Annotated in this window: 19 protein-coding genes; 12 read left to right on the forward strand and 7 right to left on the reverse strand. The window is 67.8% G+C overall.

Annotated elements, in window-relative coordinates:
- Positions 1–57: 57 nt before the first annotated feature.
- Entirely contained in the window at positions 58–339 is a 282-nt protein-coding gene (locus FHS74_RS01055) for a plasmid mobilization protein (protein ID WP_184796629.1), read from the forward strand.
- Complete coding sequence (locus FHS74_RS01060) at positions 336–563, forward strand: hypothetical protein (protein WP_184796631.1); 228 nt, start codon at positions 336–338, stop codon at positions 561–563. Before FHS74_RS01055 ends, FHS74_RS01060 begins: the two co-directional genes overlap by 4 nt.
- 12 nt (positions 564–575) lie before the next feature.
- Here FHS74_RS01060 and FHS74_RS01065 read toward each other — a convergent pair whose 3' ends face one another.
- The 3 genes from FHS74_RS01065 to ubiA form a co-directional block, all read right to left on the reverse strand.
- Entirely contained in the window at positions 576–2,105 is a 1,530-nt protein-coding gene (locus tag FHS74_RS01065) for a UbiD family decarboxylase (RefSeq protein WP_184796633.1), read from the reverse strand.
- Positions 2,106–2,182: 77 nt separating this feature from the next.
- Positions 2,183–2,842 (reverse strand): 50S ribosomal protein L11 methyltransferase, encoded by a 660-nt coding sequence (locus tag FHS74_RS01070; protein ID WP_184796635.1) that lies wholly within the window; start codon positions 2,840–2,842, stop codon positions 2,183–2,185.
- Positions 2,839–3,822, reverse strand: coding sequence for a 4-hydroxybenzoate octaprenyltransferase (ubiA, locus tag FHS74_RS01075; RefSeq protein WP_184796637.1), 984 nt, complete (start codon positions 3,820–3,822; stop codon positions 2,839–2,841). Before ubiA ends, FHS74_RS01070 begins: the two co-directional genes overlap by 4 nt.
- Before the next feature lie 205 nt (positions 3,823–4,027).
- Here ubiA and FHS74_RS01080 point away from each other — a divergent pair, with 205 nt between their 5' ends.
- Positions 4,028–4,822, forward strand: a complete 795-nt coding sequence (locus FHS74_RS01080) for a 16S rRNA (uracil(1498)-N(3))-methyltransferase (protein ID WP_184796639.1) — start codon at positions 4,028–4,030, stop codon at positions 4,820–4,822.
- Between the two features lie 76 nt (positions 4,823–4,898).
- Positions 4,899–6,266 carry a glutamate--cysteine ligase gene (locus FHS74_RS01085; protein ID WP_184796641.1) on the forward strand — a complete coding sequence of 456 codons (1,368 nt, stop codon included), beginning with the start codon at positions 4,899–4,901 and terminating at the stop codon, positions 6,264–6,266.
- Positions 6,267–6,410: 144 nt separating this feature from the next.
- Here the strand turns inward: FHS74_RS01085 and FHS74_RS01090 are convergent, their stop codons facing one another.
- From FHS74_RS01090 to tldD, 4 genes are all read right to left on the reverse strand, one after another.
- Positions 6,411–6,650, reverse strand: a complete 240-nt coding sequence (locus FHS74_RS01090) for a hypothetical protein (RefSeq protein ID WP_184796643.1) — start codon at positions 6,648–6,650, stop codon at positions 6,411–6,413.
- Between the two features lie 169 nt (positions 6,651–6,819).
- Complete coding sequence (locus tag FHS74_RS01095) at positions 6,820–7,149, reverse strand: hypothetical protein (protein WP_184796644.1); 330 nt, start codon at positions 7,147–7,149, stop codon at positions 6,820–6,822.
- An 83-nt stretch (positions 7,150–7,232) separates the two neighbouring features.
- Positions 7,233–7,799 (reverse strand): DUF5655 domain-containing protein, encoded by a 567-nt coding sequence (locus tag FHS74_RS01100; protein ID WP_184796646.1) that lies wholly within the window; start codon positions 7,797–7,799, stop codon positions 7,233–7,235.
- 20 nt (positions 7,800–7,819) lie between these two features.
- Positions 7,820–9,253: a metalloprotease TldD gene (gene tldD, locus FHS74_RS01105; protein WP_184796648.1), complete on the reverse strand. Its 1,434-nt coding sequence runs from the start codon at positions 9,251–9,253 to the stop codon at positions 7,820–7,822.
- 616 nt (positions 9,254–9,869) lie between these two features.
- Between tldD and coxB the strand changes: the two genes are divergently transcribed.
- From coxB to FHS74_RS01145, 8 genes are all read left to right on the forward strand, one after another.
- Positions 9,870–10,757, forward strand: a complete 888-nt coding sequence (gene coxB, locus FHS74_RS01110; protein WP_184796650.1) for a cytochrome c oxidase subunit II — start codon at positions 9,870–9,872, stop codon at positions 10,755–10,757.
- Positions 10,758–10,814: 57 nt separating this feature from the next.
- Positions 10,815–12,428: a cytochrome c oxidase subunit I gene (gene ctaD / locus FHS74_RS01115; protein ID WP_184796652.1), complete on the forward strand. Its 1,614-nt coding sequence runs from the start codon at positions 10,815–10,817 to the stop codon at positions 12,426–12,428.
- 151 nt (positions 12,429–12,579) lie between these two features.
- Positions 12,580–13,491, forward strand: a complete 912-nt coding sequence (cyoE, locus tag FHS74_RS01120) for a heme o synthase (protein ID WP_184796654.1) — start codon at positions 12,580–12,582, stop codon at positions 13,489–13,491.
- 46 nt (positions 13,492–13,537) lie between these two features.
- Entirely contained in the window at positions 13,538–13,723 is a 186-nt protein-coding gene (locus tag FHS74_RS01125) for a hypothetical protein (RefSeq protein ID WP_184796656.1), read from the forward strand.
- A 68-nt stretch (positions 13,724–13,791) separates the two neighbouring features.
- Positions 13,792–14,436 (forward strand): cytochrome c oxidase assembly protein, encoded by a 645-nt coding sequence (locus tag FHS74_RS01130; protein ID WP_281384593.1) that lies wholly within the window; start codon positions 13,792–13,794, stop codon positions 14,434–14,436.
- 204 nt (positions 14,437–14,640) lie between these two features.
- A complete protein-coding gene (locus FHS74_RS01135) occupies positions 14,641–15,510 on the forward strand; it encodes a cytochrome c oxidase subunit 3 (RefSeq protein ID WP_184796658.1) in 870 nt (289 codons plus the stop codon).
- Positions 15,511–15,566: 56 nt separating this feature from the next.
- Positions 15,567–15,974 carry a DUF983 domain-containing protein gene (locus tag FHS74_RS01140; RefSeq protein WP_246462843.1) on the forward strand — a complete coding sequence of 136 codons (408 nt, stop codon included), beginning with the start codon at positions 15,567–15,569 and terminating at the stop codon, positions 15,972–15,974.
- Entirely contained in the window at positions 15,971–16,759 is a 789-nt protein-coding gene (locus FHS74_RS01145; protein WP_184796660.1) for an SURF1 family protein, read from the forward strand. Before FHS74_RS01140 ends, FHS74_RS01145 begins: the two co-directional genes overlap by 4 nt.
- Positions 16,760–16,835 lie beyond the last annotated feature (76 nt).

A 16,835-nucleotide genomic window follows, 5' to 3' on the forward strand; every position in this document is an offset into this window, starting at 1 on the left:
GGCCGCCTTGGCGCCAGCGGTTCTTGATGCGATCATGTCCACGGGATGTCCATGGACATGAGGGAGACGGCGACGGCCGCGACGGCCCGACTGGTGGTTCAGATGACGCCGACGGAAAAGCGGCGCCTTACCGCACAAGCCAAGCGCCTGGGCGTCTCCACCTCTGAATTTGTGCGCCGACGGGTTGCCGAAGACGATCTGGTGGAGAGCCGCGAAGAGATCGAGGCCCTGTTGGCCACCTTGGCGGATGCCGCTCAGCGCATCATGGCCAGCCTGGACCGGTCCATCGCCGAAGCCGAGGCGGCGATCGATGAGGTGCGGGAGCGCCGGTCCGCGTGAAAAAGATCCTGGCCGGCTTGCGCACCGTCGTGCTGATCGAGGAACGGGTGCGGCGCCTGGACAGCACCGTGGGCGACTTGCGCCGCGAGACGACCAGGGCGCTGGCCGATCATGAGCGCCGCCTGACCCGGCTGGAGACCATTGTCGAGATCGCGCGGCCCCATGGCGCCACGTTGCGCATCAGTCGCCAGCCGGAAGGGGACAACGGTCCCGGCGGTGGCTGATGCGGCCGCGTTTCACCCCCGCCAAATGGGCTTGCCACTGCCCGGCAGGCCGTAGCTGGCCCATTTGCGGCTGACCTCGTCCACCACGCCCTCATCCATGGCGATCTTCTCGCCCCATTCGCGGTGGGTCTCGGGCGGCAGTTTGTTGGTGGCGTCCAGGCCCACCTTGCCGCCCAAGCCCGAGTCGGGACTGGCGAAGTCCAGATAGTCGATGGGCGTGCCTTCGATGACGGTGATGTCGCGCGCCGGGTCCATGCGGGTGGACAGGGCCCACATCACGTCCTTCCAGTCGCGCGCGTTGATGTCGTCGTCCACGACGATCACCCACTTGGTGTACATGAACTGCCGCAGGAAGGACCACACGCCCATCATCACCCGCTTGGCGTGGCCGGGATAGGCCTTGCGCATCGAGACGACGGCGATGCGGTAGGAACAGCCTTCGGGCGGCAGCCAGAAATCGATGATCTCCGGGAACTGCTGCCGCAGCAGGGGGATGAAGACCTCGTTCAAGGCCTCGCCCAGGACCGAGGGTTCGTCCGGCGGCCGGCCGGTGAAGGTCGACAGGTAGATGGGGTCGCGGCGCATGGTGATGGCCGTGACCTGGAAGACGGGGAATTTCTCGACCGAATTGTAATAGCCGGTGTGGTCGCCATAGGGGCCCTCGTCGGCGTATTCGTCCAGCGAGACATGGCCTTCCAGGACGATCTCGGCCTGGGCCGGCACCTTCAGCGGCACGGTCTTGCAGTCGACCAGATCCACCTTCTTGCCGCGCAGCAGCCCGGCGAACTGGTATTCCGACAACGTGTCCGGCACGGGGGTTACCGCAGCCAGGATGGTGCCCGGGTCGGCGCCCAGCACCACGGCGGCGGGCAGGGGCTCCCGCTTGCCGGCCGCCTTCCAGCGGTGGTGGTGCTGCGCCCCGCCCCGGTGCTTCAGCCAGCGCATGATGGTGCGGTCGCGGCCCAGCACCTGCATGCGGTAGATGCCCAGGTTGAAACGGTCCTCCGCCTGGCCGCCCTTGTCATTGGCGGTGGGGCCTTGCGTCACCACCAGCGGCCAGGTGATCAGTGGCGCGGGCTCCCCCGGCCAGCAGCTCTGGATGGGCAGGCGGCCCAGGTCGATCTGGTCGCCGGTCAGCACCACCTCCTGGCAGGGCGCGGTGCCGACGGTGCGCGGCCGCATGGCCATGACCGTCTTGATCAGGGGCAGCATCTCCCAGGCGTCGCGCAGGCCCCGCGGCGGCTCCGGCTGCTTCAGGAAGGCCAGCGTCTCGCCCACCTCGCGCAACTGGTGCGGCTCCCGGTCCATGCCCCAGGCCACCCGCTCCACCGTGCCGAACAGGTTGACCAGCACCGGCATCTCCGAGGGCGTGCCGTCCGCCTTGGTCACGTTCTCGAAGATCACGGCGGGGCCGCCCTCGGCCAGCAGCCGGGTCTGGATCTCCGTCATCTCCAGCACGGTGGAGACGGGCGTCTTGACCCGCACCAGGCGGCCGGTCTGTTCCAGGCGGTCGATGAAGTCACGCAGGGAGGCGTAGGGCATGGGGGATGTCCAAACAGGCGCAAGGATCGGGCGTTACGAGGATCAGGCGTTAAAGGAGCGTATGTGGCGCCTTCCGGTCAAGGTTCCACCCGCCAGACGACGCTGTCGCGGTGGGTGCGGTCCTCCAGTTCCAGCGTGGTGGGCACGCGGTATGTCGCCAGCGCCGTCAGCCCGTCCTTGGGCAGGTAGGTGCGTCCGGGGTCGCCCATCAGCACCAGGACGCCCGTGCCGGCCAGGCCGCGCAGCCAGGCCATGACCCGCAAGGCCATGGGCCGCTCGTAACAGACATCGCCCACCAGCACCACGTCGATGTCCGGCAGGGGCTGGCCCACCACGTCGATCTCCACGGCCGTCACCGCCACGCTGTTGAGATCGGCGTTCAGCGCGGTGGCGGCGATGGCATAGGCGTCGATCTCCACCGCCGTCACGGCCGCCGCCCCGGCCTTGGCGGCGGCGATGGCGATCAGGCCGCCGCCGGCGGCGAAGTCCAGCACGCGGCGGCCCCGCACCAGCTCCGGATGGTCCAGCACATGCCGCGCGACCGCCTGGCCCCCCGCCCAGGGGAAGGCCCAGAACGGCGGCGGCAGGTCCTTGGCCGCCAGCGTATCCTCCGTCGCCTGCCACAGGGGCGTGATCTCGGTGGCGGTCAGCAGGGTCACTTCCGGCACCAGGGCCGGGGCTTCGGGGGCGGTGTTGGCGCGGATGAAGGCGGCGCGGTCCTGCGGCCCGGCGGTCACCGGGCCACCGCCATGCCCAGGATGAAGGTCGCCAGCAGCACCCAGCCGGCGACGCGGGCGGCGCGGAACGCGGCCAGGCTGTCCGCCGGGTCCTCCGGCCGCCACTGCCAGGCCTGGCGCAGCAGCATCAGGCCGGTGACCGCCACGCCCAGATAGGCCAGGGGATGGATGCCGGTGGGGGGCAGGGCGGCCGCCCACAGCAGCGTGGTGCCGGCGTAGAAGCCCAGGATCCAGCGCTTGGACGCGGCCCCCAGCCGCAGGGCGGTGGATTTCACGCCAACCTTCACATCGTCCTCTCGATCCTGGTGGGCGTAGATGGTGTCATAGCCCAGGGTCCACAGAATGCCGCCGGCGTAGAGCAGCACCGGGGTCCAGCCCAGGGAGCCCTTGACCGCGACCCAACCCAGCAAGGCCCCCCAGTTGAAGGTCAAGCCCAGGAAGGCCTGGGGCCACCAGGTGATGCGCTTCATCAGCGGGTAGGCGCCGACCAGGGCCAGCGAGGCGGCGCCCAGGGCGATGGTGGCGCCATTCATCCACACCAGCACGGCCAGCCCCACCAGGCACTGGGCGATCAGGAAGGCGATGGCCTGGGGCACGCTGACGGCGCCGCTGGGGATGGGGCGTACGCGGGTGCGTTCCACCAGGGCGTCGAACTTGCGGTCGATGATGTCGTTCAGGGTGCAGCCGGCGCCGCGCATGACCACGGCGCCGATGCCGAACAGCGTCATCAGCCAGAGATCGGGCAGATGACCCGGCTGGGCCGCCAGCGCGATGGACCACCAGCCCGGCAGCAGCAGCAGCCAGGTGCCGATGGGCCGATCCAATCGCGCCAGGCGGGCATAAGGCCGGGCGGCGGGCGGCAGGTGGCGGTCGATCCAATCGCCGGGGCGAATGTCGGTATGGCCGCCGCCCCTTGAGGTCCCGTTGCCCTGGGAGGTGCCGTTGCCCCGGGAGGTGCCATTTAGGGTGTCGCTGGGCATGGGGGGCCTTTCGGGGGCGGTCGGGCGATTGCTCTTGCCGGGGACCTTAGCCGGAAGCGGCGGGCCGGTCACGCGTCAGCGGGCTGGGCTGACCCTTTAAAAATGCTGAAGTGTTAAATGGTAGAATGGACAAAAGGATTAATGTTCCGCATCTAGACCTCTCCTGTTCCGTCCCGTTTCCCCGCCACCCGCGACAGACGACCCAATGGCCGACCGCCCCCGCACCCGCCTGCACATCGACGCGCCGTTCGCGGCCGGCCAGTCCGCCGCCTTGTCCGGCGACCAGGCGCACTATCTGCGGGGCGTGCTGCGCCAGACGCCGGGTGACCGGTTGCTGGCCTTCAACGAGGCCGGGGGCGAGTGGCTGGCGGACATCGCCACTCTTGCCAAATCAGCCGGCACCGTGACCCTGCTGGAACAGGTGCGGGCGCCGGCGGCGGCCGGGCCGGACATCTGGCTGCTGTTCGCGCCGCTGAAGGGTGGCCGCACCGAATATGTGGTGGAGAAGGCGACGGAGCTGGGTGCCGCCCGCCTGTGCCCCGTGCTGACCCGCCGGGGGGACGTGCCCCGCGTCAACCTGGACCGGCTGCGCGCCAACGCGGTGGAGGCGGCCGAGCAGTGCGAGCGGCTGTCCGTGCCGGTGGTGGAGCCTCTGGCCGACCTGGCGGCCGTGCTGGCCCGCTGGCCCGCCGATCCGTTGACGCAAGACCGCCCCCTGTTCGTGGCGGCGGAAACGGGGGCGGCCCGGCCCCTGGCGGCCGCTGTGACGGCGGCTACTGCATCCGGCGGCAAAGCCGCGTTCCTTGTGGGACCGGAGGGGGGCTTCCATCCGGACGAGCTTGACCGGCTTGCCAAAACACCCTTTGTTGTCCCGGTGGGACTGGGTCCCCGCATCTTGCGGGCGGACACGGCCGCTTTCGCCGTGCTTGCCGTGTGGCAGGCGCTGACGGGCGACTGGACCGCCGCCCCGGGAGAGGACGCGCGCCCGCCGTTCCGCTGAGTGCCGTTCCGTTCCGTTTCCGCCAGCCCCACCCGCGCTTACGTGCCCCAAGCCTTGTGAAGAAGGACCGCCCCTGATGTCTGCGCCGCCGAAGAACCCGGGTGCCCCCATCACCGACCGCCGCGACCTGGTGGAGTACCTGGAACAGGGCAGCAAGCCGGCGGATGCCTGGCGCATCGGCACGGAACACGAGAAGTTCGCCTTTCGCCTGGGCGACAATAGCCCGCTGCCCTATGAGGGCGAGCAGGGCATCGGCCGCATCCTGAACGAGATGGCCAGCCGTTACGACTGGACCCCGGTGACGGAGGGCGAGAACGTCATCGCCCTCACCAAGGGCCAGGCCAGCATCACGCTGGAGCCGGGCGGCCAATTCGAACTGTCGGGCGCGCCGCTCAACACCATCCACCAGACCTGTGGCGAGGTGTCGGAACACCTGGCCCAGGTGCGCGCCATCGGCGCCGAGCTGGGGATCGGCATGATCGGTCTGGGCTTCAACCCCAAGTGGAAGCGCGAGGACATCCCGTGGATGCCCAAGGGCCGCTATCGCATCATGCGCGACTACATGCCCAAGAAAGGCACCATGGGCCTGGACATGATGACCCGCACATCCACCGTGCAGGTCAACCTGGACTTCAGTTCCGAAGCCGACATGGTGAAGAAGTTCCGGGTTAGCCTGGCGCTGCAGCCCATCGCCACGGCGCTGTTCGCCAACAGCCCCTTCAAGGAGGGCAAGCCCAACGGCTTCCAGAGCCTGCGCAGCCATGTGTGGACCGACACGGATCCCGACCGCTGCGGCGACCTGCCCTTCGTGTTCGAGGATGGCTTCGGTTTCGAGCGTTACGCCGATCATGCCCTGAACGTGCCGATGTATTTCGCCTATCGCGACGGCGTCTATGTCGATGCCTCGGGCCAGAGCTTCAAGGACTTCCTGGCCGGCAAGCTGCCGGCCCTGCCGGGCGAGCGGCCGCTGATCACCGACTGGGTGGACCACCTGACCACCCTGTTCCCCGAGGTGCGGCTGAAGCGCTTCCTGGAGATGCGGGGCGCCGACGGCGGCCCGTGGGCCCGGCTGTGCGCCCTGCCGGCCCTGTGGGTGGGCCTGCTCTACGACACCACGGCGCTGGATGCCGCCTGGGACCTGATCAAGGACTGGTCGGAGGAGGAGCGGGCCAGCTTGCGCAACAACGTGCCGCGCCTGGGCCTGGACACGCCCTTCCGCGGCGGCACGGTGCTGGATCTGGCACGCCGGACGGTCGCCATCTCCCGCGCCGGCCTCGATAATCGCGCCCGCATGGCGGGCATGGGCGATAACGAAAGTCACTTCCTGGACACGCTGCAGGAGATCGTGGACAGCGGCATCTCCCCGGCCACCGAACTGCTGAACAAGTTCAACGGCGAGTGGGATGGCGATATCGACCGCGTCTATGCCGAGTACGCCTATTAAGCTTCATGGCCTGGACGCCGCAGCCTTTCCGGTCCCACGGGTGACGGAAGGCGGTGAAGGCATCGACGCCGCCCGGCTTCCCCCCGGAGCCTGGCGGCGTCCCTGATCCTGAGTTCCCCGTGGTGGCGGCGGGCGCGGGTGGGTTTATGACCCGGGAACCTTGGTTCCCAGCGGACGATTCAGCAGATCCTTCGGATCGGCCTGTCCGCCGGCATAGCAGGTGCCGCTAAGACGGCTGCCGGTGTTCACGCAGTTGCGTGGCGCGGCCTGGCCGGCGGGCTTGGCGGCGGCGTTGGCTGTCTGGCTGGCGTCGGGCGTGGTTTGGCAGCCCGCGGCAGCCAGGACGGCACAAGTGGTTGCCGCCAATAACAGATAGTTTTTCATTCAAACCCCATGCGTTTGCATAAAAGCAACCGTAGGATTAATGCGCACTATCGTTGGTGCCGCAACCGGGTTCTGAACCACAGGGTTGCGCAATTGATACCGGTTTCCGTCCAGCTCCGCGCGCCCTGCATTGCACTGCACATAAGTGCCTAAAAATGTGCGGAAACGCCTAACGCGGCGGCATGCCGGATGGGTTGGTGCGATTCTCCAGCACCTCCCGCGGGTCCGCCTGGTGGCCCGCTTGGCAGGTGCTGCCCAGCCTGCTGCCGGTAGTGGGGCACTTTTTCTTCGCTGGCTTGGCCGGGGCTGGGCTATTGGCGTCGGGCGCCGTTGTTTCCGTGGCCGGGCCCGGTGCCGCCGTATCGGTCGCGGCCGCCGGTGTTTCTGGGGCGCTGGCCTGGCCGTCCGCCGATGGCGTTGTCTGGGCGAAGGCGCCACCCGCCAGCAGCACCCCCAGCGACGTTGCGTAGAGAATCGATCGAATCGCCCGCGTGCCCATGTGACGGTGCCCCTTGCATGCCAGTGGATCCACCACACACGGGGCTGTGCGGCGGGCCTGTCGCTCACAGATCAGAAAAAAGCTCAGCCCCGCGCGGCGTGGGCGTGGGCGCGGGCCAGCCAGGCGGTCACCTCGTCGGTGACGTCTTCCACCGACGCCAGTGGGATGCGGTAGGTGATGCGGTCGCTGGCATCGGCCGTCTTGACCAGGGTCAGGGGCAGGGGGCCGTGGCCCAGCGCCAAGCCCAAGTCGATTCGCCCTTTCCCCACCGGCTTGGCCTCGGCGAACTTGAGGCCGGCGCTGAAGGAGATCATGGTCGACAGGACGGCGCTGGTGACCTCGGGCCCCAAGCCGTGGGCCAGTTCCGTCAGGCGGTCACCGATGGGGCGCAGGCCTTCGCGCCCGGCATACAGCTTGTCCAGCCGCTCCGCCGGTGTCAGCGCGTGGATGCCGCCCAGCGCCTTTGCCGCCAGCACCTGGGCCGTGGCGCCGCCCAGGCCGTGCGCCGCCTTCAGCCAGCGGGCGCAGGCCTTGGGCTCGGCCGGCCCCTCCGCCCTGATCAGCGCCACCCAGGCGTCCACCTGCCGGCCGGTCTTGGCCGGCAGGTTGCGCAGGATGGCGGCCATCATGTCGTCGGGGCTCTTGCCCATGGGCGGAGCGCTCCGTCCCGTCAGGCGGCGGTGCCGCCGACGGTCAGGCCGTCGATGCGCAGGGTCGGCTGGCCCACGCCCACCGGCACACTCTGTCCCTGCTTGCCGCAGACGCCGACGCCCTCATCCAGGCAGCTGTCGTTGCCGATCATGGTGACCTTGGTCAGGGCGTCCGGGCCGTTGCCGATCAGGGTGGCGCCCTTCACCGACGGGCCGACCTTGCCGTTCTCGATCAGGTAGGCCTCGGAGGCGGAGAAGACGAACTTGCCCGAGACGATGTCCACCTGGCCGCCGCCGAAGTTCGCGGCGTAGAGGCCGCGCTTCACCGAGGACAGGATCTCCTCCGGCGTCTGGTTGCCGGACCGCATCATGGTGTTGGTCATGCGCGGCATGGGCACGCTGCTGAAGCCCTGGCGGCGGCCGTTGCCGGTGGGCTTCACCCCCATCAGGCGGGCGTTCATGCGGTCCTGCATGTAGCCCACCAGGATGCCGTCCTCGATCAGGGTGTTGCACTGGCTGGGCGTGCCCTCGTCATCCACGGAGATGGAGCCGCGGCGGCCTTCCAGCGTGCCGTCATCCACCACGGTGACGCCGGGGGCGGCCACCCGCTGCCCGATGAGGGAGGAGAAGGCGGAGGTGGCCTTGCGGTTGAAATCCCCCTCCAGCCCATGGCCGATGGCCTCGTGCAGCAGCACGCCGCACCAGCCAGGCCCCAGCACCACCGGCATCTCACCGGCGGGCGCCGGGACGGCGGCCAAATTGACCAGGGCCTGGCGCAGGGCCTCGTCCACATGGTGGCGCCAGGTTTCCGGCCGCATGTAGCGCTCATAGGCGACGCGGCCGCCGGCGCCATGGCTGCCGGCCTCCATGCGGTCGCCTTCGCCGACGACGACGGAGACGTTCAGGCGCACCAGGGGGCGGATATCGGCCACGCGGTGGCCGTCGGCACGGATGATCTGCACCGCCTGCCACTCGCCCGTCAGGCTGGCGCTGACTTGGCGCACCCGGGGGTCGCGGCCCCGGGCGTAGGCGTCGATCTCGGCCAGCAGCTTCACCTTGGCCTCGAACGGCACCAGCGCCAGCGGGTTGTCGGAGGCGTAGAGGGCGCGGTTGGTGCCCACCGGTGGCTCGGCATAGGTGCCGCCGTGGCCGGCCTGCACCGTGCGCACGGTGGCCGCGGCGCGCTTCAGCGCCTCCTCCGACAGGGTGGAGGCGTGGGCGTAGCCCGTGGTCTCGCCGGCGACGGAGCGCAGGCCGAAGCCCTGGGTGGTGTCGAACGAGGCGTTCTTCAGCTTGCCGTCATCCCAGAACACGCCCTCCGACTGGGCGTATTCCAGGAACAGTTCGCCATCGTCGCCGCCCCGAAGCGCGTCGGCGACGATCGATTCGGTGCGCGCGCGGTCCAACCCGGCCCGGGTGAAAAACAAATCGTCGGTCTGGGCGAGCAAGCTCATGGACGCGAAACTCCAAAAAGACGGGCCCCGGTCCGCGGCTCCGCGGATGGGCGTACAATTCCATAACATGGCGCGTCGGTGCCGCCGCCGCCAGAGCGAGATGCGATCACCTGTGATCGCATCTCGCTCATAACCTGTTCATGATAGGGCGGAAAGGCCGTGCCGCGCGCGGTCCGCGCCAATTGTGCCAAACACGCCAAGGCTGTAGCGACGCGTGCGCGCGACGCCACCGTTGCGGGTTCCGCCCGCGCGGCATTACGCCCGTCGGTATGTCCTGGGACGCGTTGTCCGCTTTACGTCAAGGATCGGGAACGTTATGGTCTGCCATGATACAGGCGATCCTTAACCATTGGGGTCGCCTGTGATGCTGGGTCTGAACTCCCGGGCAGGTGCCTCGATAGCCCAAGCCATCGCCGCTTCGTCCCGCCGCAACGGGAGGTAGGGGAGGGGGCCAGGGTGACGGATAAGCGGGGCCCCATAATAAACGGGAGGATGGGGCGGCATCCCGCGCCCAAGACGGACGCCTGAACAGGGGGCGGCCAAACGGCGGGGTCACTAGGACAATCTTCGGGTGGGACGCGTCACGCGTCCCCGGCAACGACGAGAGTGGTAAGGGATGTCCGTACGCAAGAACGCCGCCGCCTTAGCGGCCCTTTTTACGGCCCTGGCGGGGCGCGCTTCCGTGGCGCTGGCCGATCCGGTGGTAAGCCAGCCCGAAGCGGGCAAGCTGGGAATGCAGCACGCCTATTCGCCGGTCGCGGTGCAACTGGAGGACTTCCACACCCTCCTGCTGTACATCATCATCGGCATCGTGGCCTTCGTGTCGCTGCTGCTGCTGGTCGTGATGGTGCGCTTCAACAAGCGCGCCAACCCAGTCCCGTCCAAGACCAGCCACCACACGCTGCTGGAGGTTGCCTGGACGGTGCTGCCGGTGCTGATCCTGGTGATCGTGGCCGTGCCGTCCTTCCGCGTCCTCTACTATGGCGACCGCACGCCCAACCCTGAGCTGACGGTGAAGATCACCGGGCACCAGTGGTACTGGTCCTACGAATATCCGGACAACAACGACATCGCCTTCGACAGCAACATCGTCTCCGATGGTGACCTGAAGCCCGGCCAGCCCCGGCTGCTGACGGTGGACAATGAGATGGTGGTGCCGGTGGGCACGCCGGTCCGCCTGCTGCTGACGGGCGCCGACGTCATCCATTCCTGGTTCGTGCCGTCGCTGGGCGTGCAGCTGCACGCCGTACCCGGCCGCATCAACGAGACGTGGCTGCAGGCCAGCACGGAAGGCACCTTCTACGGCCAGTGCACCCTGATCTGCGGCACCAACCACGGCTTCATGCCCATCGTCGTCCATGCCGTCAGCAAGGAGGACTACAAGGCCTGGGCCGAGAAGACCAAGACCGCCGGCATCGACGCGGGCCGTGAGTTCCTCGCGGCGCTGGAAGCCTCCAAGGTCACCAAGCCGGTCCTGGCGGCGGATGCCGGCGCTGCGCGCTGAGTCCCCCCAAGCCTGAAATTTAACCCCGCCTGAGATTTAACGAGGGGAACTGGAATTATGGCGCACGCAGCCCACGATACGGCTCACGACGCGCATCACGACCATAAGCCCGGGTTCGTGAAGCGGTGGTTGTTCTCGACCAACCACAAGGATATCGGCACGCTCTACCTCATCTTCTCCGTGATCGCCGGCCTGATCGGCGGCGCCATCTCGGTGATCATGCGCATGGAGCTGCAGGAGCCGGGCATCCAGATCCTGAACCACCTGTCGGCCGACATCGGCCAGCAGTGGAACGTGCTGATCACCGCCCATGGCCTGATCATGGTGTTCTTCGTGGTCATGCCCGCCGTCATCGGCGGCTTCGGCAACTGGTTCGTGCCGCTGATGATCGGCGCGCCGGACATGGCCTTCCCCCGCCTGAACAACATCAGCTTCTGGCTGCTGGTCCCGGCCTTCCTGCTGCTGGTCTCATCCTCGCTGATCGGGCCGGGTGCTGGCACCGGCTGGACCATCTACCCGCCCTTGTCCTCCACCGTGGGGCATAGCGGGCCGTCGGTCGACATGGGCATCTTCGCCCTGCACCTGGCGGGTGCTTCCTCCATCCTGGGTGCCGCGAACTTCATCACCACCATCTTCAACATGCGGGCGCCGGGCATGACCCTGCACAAGATGCCGCTGTTCGTGTGGTCGATGCTGGTGACGGCCTTCCTGCTGCTGCTGGCCGTGCCCGTGCTGGGCGGCGCCATCACCATGCTGCTGGCCGACCGCAACTTCGGCACCCACTTCTTCGACCCCGCCGGCGGTGGCGATCCGCTGCTGTTCCAGCACCTGTTCTGGTTCTTCGGTCACCCCGAAGTGTACATCATGATCCTGCCGGCCTTCGGCATCATCAGCCAGATCATCTCCACCTTCTCGCACAAGCCGGTGTTCGGCTACCTGGGCATGGCCTACGCCATGGTGGCCATCGGCGTGGTCGGCTTCATCGTCTGGGCCCACCACATGTTCACCGTCGGCCTGGACGTCGACACCCGCGCCTATTTCACCGCGGCGACCATGATCATCGCCGTGCCCACGGGCGTTAAGATTTTCTCCTGGATCGCCACCATGTGGGGCGGCTCCATCGAGTTCAAGCCGCCCATGGTCTGGGCCATCGGTTTCATCTTCCTGTTCACCGTGGGCGGCGTCACCGGCGTGGTGCTGGCCAACGGCGGCCTCGACGTGATGCTGCACGACACCTACTACGTCATCGCCCACTTCCATTACGTGCTGAGCCTGGGGGCGGTGTTCGCCATCTTCGCCGGCTACTACTACTGGATCGGCAAGATGTCGGGTCGCGAGCATCCGGAATGGGCGGCCCACCTGCACTTCTGGACCACCTTCGTCGGCGTGAACCTGATCTTCTTCCCGCAGCACTTCCTGGGCTTGCAGGGCATGCCGCGCCGCATTCCGGACTATCCGGACGCCTTCCACATGTGGAACCAGATCTCCTCGATCGGTGCCTACATTTCCTTCGGCTCCACCTTGTTCTTCGTGGTGATGGCCCTTTATACCCTGATGTTCGGCCGGCGCGTCGGCGCCGACTACTGGAACACGGGCGAGACGACGCTGGAATGGACGCTGTCCAGCCCGCCGCCGTTCCACCAGTTCGAGGTTCTGCCCCGCATCAAGTGAGTTGATGTTCCGAGGGTGGCACCATCTGCATGGGCGACGACCGCGCGGGAGGGGTGGCTTCCCGCGCGGTTTTGCCTGATTAAAGGCGCTGCCGGTCCCCGCATGGACCGGCCCCCTGTGGGATGCAGCGTCAGATGAGATGCGAAGACCGATGACCGATACCGCCTTCGAGGGCCAGCCCGTTTCCGTCCAAGCCGACAGCCTGCCGGGGGGCGTCGCCGACTATATCGCCCTGCTGAAGCCCCGCGTCATGTCGCTGGTGGTGTTCAGCGGCCTGGCCGGCCTGGTGGTGGCGCCCGGCGCCCTGCACCCGGTGCTGGCGGTGGTGGCGCTGCTGTGCATCGCCGTGGGGGCCGGTGCCGCCGGCGCCATCAACATGTGGTACGACCGCGACATCGACGCGATCATGGAACGCACCCGTGGCCGGCCGATTCCGCAGGGGCGGGTCAACCCGGATGAGGCGCTGGCCTTCGGCGTGGTCCTGTCCGTGGCCTCCGTCCTGCTGATGGGGCTGGCGGTCAACTGGGTGGCGGCCGCCATCCTGGGCTTCGCCAACGCCTTCTACGTCTTCGTCTACACCATGTGGCTGAAGCGCCGCACGCCGCAGAACATCGTCATCGGCGGTGCCGCTGGCGCCTTCCCCCCCATGATCGGCTGGGCGGCGGTGACGGGCGACGTCACCATCGGTCCGCTGCTGCTGTTCTGTCTGATCTTCTTCTGGACGCCGCCGCACTTCTGGGCCCTGGCCCTGTTCCGCAGCGGCGACTACAGCCGCGCCGGCGTGCCCATGCTGCCGGTGGTGGCGGGCGAGGCCGCCACCAAGCGCCAGATGCTAGCCTATACCTTGCTGCTGCTGCCCATCGCCATCGCCCCGCACTGGTTCGGTGTGGGCGGCATCGCCTACCTGGTGGGCGCCACGGGCCTGAGCCTGCTGTTCATTGTTTGCGCCGTGCGGGTCATGCTGGACAAGACCCACCGCGCCGCCAAGCAGATGTTCGCTTACTCCATCCTCTACCTTTTCCTGCTGCTCGCCATCCTGATCGGTGAGAAGCTGGTGGCATGATCCGACCCCTCGAAAGAGGGCTCCTCCGCATAGGAACCCCGTCCGCATGGCCAATACCACCGTTCCCTCCAGCGCACCTTCCCCGGCCCCGGATCCCGTCCTCGACGCGGCGGAGCGGGCCCGGCGCCAGCGCGGCAAGAACTTGGCCCTATTCTTCTCGCTGCTGGGCTTCGTCGCATTGATCTATGTCGTGGCCATCGTGCGCATGGGGCTGAACGCGCCGGGCCACTAGGCCGCCTTTTTAAAGAAGAACCCCAGGCGGGCGAAGCCGCCGTCGACAATGCCCAGGGAGGCGACAGGTTGGCTGACACCCCAGGTCCCGAGTCCCCGCACGGTCCGCAGGCGGGCGCGGCGCTCGCCCGGCGCAACCGCCGCATGCTGGTGGGGGCCCTGGCCGTCGTCGCCGGCATGGTGGGCCTCAGCTTCGCCGCCGTGCCGCTCTATCAGGTTTTCTGCAAGGCCACGGGCTTCGGCGGCACCACCCAGGTGGCGACCAAGGGGGCGGACCGGATTGTGGACCGCGCCGTCACCGTCCGTTTCGATGCCGAGGTCAATCGTGAGTTGCCCTGGCAATTCCGCCCCGTGCAGAACGCCGTCCAGGTCAAGCTGGGTGAGGTGCGGGAAATCCGGTACCACGCCAAAAACCTGTCGGACAAAGCGCTGGTGGGCACCGCCACCTTCAACGTCACACCCGACAAGGCCGGCATCTATTTCAACAAGATCCAATGCTTCTGCTTCACCCGCCAGCGGCTGGAACCGGGGCAGGAACTCGACATGCCCGTCACCTTTTTCGTCGACCCGTCGCTGGCGGACGATCCGCACATGAAGGACGTCGCCACCATCACCCTGTCCTATACCTTCTTCCTGGCGGCCGACCAGACGGCGGCGGCCGCGCAGGACGGCCCGCAGGCTCCCCGCGCTCCCGAGGGCCGTCCTGGGGGCTAAAGCGTCCCCAGGCAATGGCTTCGTCGTCACACGATCTCTGGGCCGCACAACCTCTGGACGGGGACGGCAGGAAAGTTTACCAAGGGAGTGTCCAGTCCCCGCCCGGCGTGGCGGGGATCAGGGAGGGCACCATAAGGACCGGGGCGGCAATGTCCGCCATCATCTGACGACCACGCGTTGTTTTGATCCGAGGGAAACAAAAACATGGCTGAAGTCCAGGCTCACTCCGCTCCCGGAAACTCTGAGGGCATAAAGCAGCCCTACCATCTGGTGGACCCCAGCCCATGGCCCTTGGTCGCCGCCATCGCGGCTGGCCTGTTGACCAGCGGCACCGTGCTGGGCATGCATGGCCATGGCTGGATCCTGGCCATCATCGGCGGTCTGGGCGTGCTGGGCGTCATGTTCGCCTGGTGGCGCGATGTCATCGGCGAATCGGTGGTGCGCAAGCTGCACACCCCGGTGGTGAAGATTGGCCTGCGCTACGGCATGTCGCTGTTCATCGCGTCCGAGGTCATGTTCTTCGTGGCCTTCTTCTGGGCCTTCTTCGATACCAGCATCTATTTCAACGAGGCGGGGCAGGTCGCCCGCACGGCCGCCAACGGCGGCATGTGGCCGCCCAAGGGGATCGAGCCGGTCAACCCCTTCGACATGCCCATCCTGATGACCGTCATCCTGCTGCTGTCGGGCACCACCGTCACCTGGGCGCACCATGCCCTGGTGGAGGGCCGCAACAAGGAAGCGGCCAAGGCCCTGGGCTTCACCATCCTGCTGGGCCTGCTGTTCAGCTGCTTCCAGGCCTACGAATACATCCATGCCGAGTTCGGTTTCGCCCAGAACGCCTACACCTCGGCCTTCTTCATGGCGACCGGTTTCCACGGCTTCCACGTCATCGTCGGCACCATCTTCCTGATCGTGTGCTTCTTCCGCACCCGCGCCGGCCACTTCACGCCCAAGAGCCACTTCGGCTTCGAGGCGGCGGCCTGGTACTGGCATTTCGTCGACGTGGTCTGGCTGTTCCTGTTCATCAGCATCTACTGGTGGGGTTCCACGCCGCGCGGCGTGATCCCGCACTGATGCCCGGCCGGCCATTCCGTTGCTGACGGCCCCCCGTTTCAAAACGGAAAATCGCCTTGGACGCTGATGCCTCCCCTGTCGCCCCGATCCTGGCGGGCTTGCGCTGCAAGTGCCCCCGCTGCGGTCGGGGCGATCTGTTCGTGGGCTACCTCACGGTGGCCGAGCGCTGCGCCGTCTGCGGCCTGGAGCTTGCCCGGGGCGACAGCGGTGACGGCCCGGCCGTCTTTCTCATCTTCATCCTGGGCTTCGTCATCGTGCCGGTGGCGCTGATGGTGTCCATGCGCGTGGACTGGCCCCTGTGGCTGACCGGCCTGGTCTGGGGCGTGGTCATACTGGGGGGCACGCTGGGGCTGTTGCGTCCGGCCAAGGGCGTGGTGTTCGCCCTGCAGTACCGGTACCGCCGCGCCGAATTCGACGATCCCGACCACACCGATTCCGATAGCGATAGGAACCCTGGCGCATGACCTCCTCTTCCACCGCTTCGGGCGCCGCGACCCCGTCGGGCACCGGTACCCCGGGCCGTCCCGCGAAGGGGCGCCGGCGGTTCCGTCCCACCTTCTGGGGCGGCCTGGTGGCCGGCGGCGCCATCCTTTTCATGGCGGGCCTGGGCACTTGGCAGGTGCAGCGGCTGTTCTGGAAGCAGGGCATCCTGGACCACATCCAGCAACAGATGGCCGCAAGCCCCACCGATCTACCGGCGCATATCGACGAGCCTAAGGCCTGGGACTATCGCCGGGTGCGGATCACCGGCCACTTCCTGAATGATCGTGAGCTGTATCTGGGCGCCCGCTCGCTGAAGGGCGCGCCGGGCTATGACGTCGTCACCCCCTTCGTACGGGCCGATGGCGCGGGTGTGGTGCTGGTGGATCGCGGCTGGGTCCCCACCCAGGGCAAGGACCCCGCCCGCCGGCCGGAAGGCCAGCTGGAGGGGGAGGTGACTGTGGAAGGCGTGGCCCGGGTGCCCCCGGCCCGGGGCTGGATGCAGCCTGACAACCTGGTGAATGATAATTTCTGGCTGTGGTACGACCTGCCGGCCATGGCGGCCAAGGCGGGAACGGATGTGCCGGCGCCGGTGGTGGTGGAGGCCGGTGGCACCCCCAACCCCGGCGGCTTCCCCGTGGGTGGCCAGACCCGGGTCACCGTCCCCAACGACCATCTGCAATACGCCCTCACCTGGTACTGCCTGGCCGTCGCCCTGGCCGTCATCGCCTATCTGCGCTTCAGCCGCGTGGAGATGGAGGAAGCGTGAACGAGGGCCTGGGGGTGTCTGCGGCCTGAAAAAGGAGGACAAGCGCGAGGGTGTGGATGTGCCCGCCCGGCGTTTG

Origin of the sequence: Nitrospirillum iridis (assembly GCF_014205765.1) — a bacterium.
GTDB classification, from domain to species: domain Bacteria; phylum Pseudomonadota; class Alphaproteobacteria; order Azospirillales; family Azospirillaceae; genus Nitrospirillum; species Nitrospirillum iridis.

What these genes read in the sequence shown, in the direction of transcription:
- FHS74_RS01055 (WP_184796629.1), top strand. Translation starts at nt 58, where the DNA reads ATGAGGGAGACGGCGACGGCCGCGACGGCCCGACTGGTGGTTCAGATG.
- FHS74_RS01065 (WP_184796633.1), bottom strand. Translation starts at nt 2,105, where the DNA reads ATGCCCTACGCCTCCCTGCGTGACTTCATCGACCGCCTGGAACAGACC.
- ubiA (WP_184796637.1), bottom strand. Translation starts at nt 3,822, where the DNA reads ATGCCCAGCGACACCCTAAATGGCACCTCCCGGGGCAACGGCACCTCC.
- FHS74_RS01080 (WP_184796639.1), top strand. Translation starts at nt 4,028, where the DNA reads ATGGCCGACCGCCCCCGCACCCGCCTGCACATCGACGCGCCGTTCGCG.
- FHS74_RS01085 (WP_184796641.1), top strand. Translation starts at nt 4,899, where the DNA reads ATGTCTGCGCCGCCGAAGAACCCGGGTGCCCCCATCACCGACCGCCGC.
- FHS74_RS01090 (WP_184796643.1), bottom strand. Translation starts at nt 6,650, where the DNA reads ATGAAAAACTATCTGTTATTGGCGGCAACCACTTGTGCCGTCCTGGCT.
- FHS74_RS01095 (WP_184796644.1), bottom strand. Translation starts at nt 7,149, where the DNA reads ATGGGCACGCGGGCGATTCGATCGATTCTCTACGCAACGTCGCTGGGG.
- FHS74_RS01100 (WP_184796646.1), bottom strand. Translation starts at nt 7,799, where the DNA reads ATGGGCAAGAGCCCCGACGACATGATGGCCGCCATCCTGCGCAACCTG.
- tldD (WP_184796648.1), bottom strand. Translation starts at nt 9,253, where the DNA reads ATGAGCTTGCTCGCCCAGACCGACGATTTGTTTTTCACCCGGGCCGGG.
- coxB (WP_184796650.1), top strand. Translation starts at nt 9,870, where the DNA reads ATGTCCGTACGCAAGAACGCCGCCGCCTTAGCGGCCCTTTTTACGGCC.
- ctaD (WP_184796652.1), top strand. Translation starts at nt 10,815, where the DNA reads ATGGCGCACGCAGCCCACGATACGGCTCACGACGCGCATCACGACCAT.
- cyoE (WP_184796654.1), top strand. Translation starts at nt 12,580, where the DNA reads ATGACCGATACCGCCTTCGAGGGCCAGCCCGTTTCCGTCCAAGCCGAC.
- FHS74_RS01125 (WP_184796656.1), top strand. Translation starts at nt 13,538, where the DNA reads ATGGCCAATACCACCGTTCCCTCCAGCGCACCTTCCCCGGCCCCGGAT.
- FHS74_RS01135 (WP_184796658.1), top strand. Translation starts at nt 14,641, where the DNA reads ATGGCTGAAGTCCAGGCTCACTCCGCTCCCGGAAACTCTGAGGGCATA.
- FHS74_RS01145 (WP_184796660.1), top strand. Translation starts at nt 15,971, where the DNA reads ATGACCTCCTCTTCCACCGCTTCGGGCGCCGCGACCCCGTCGGGCACC.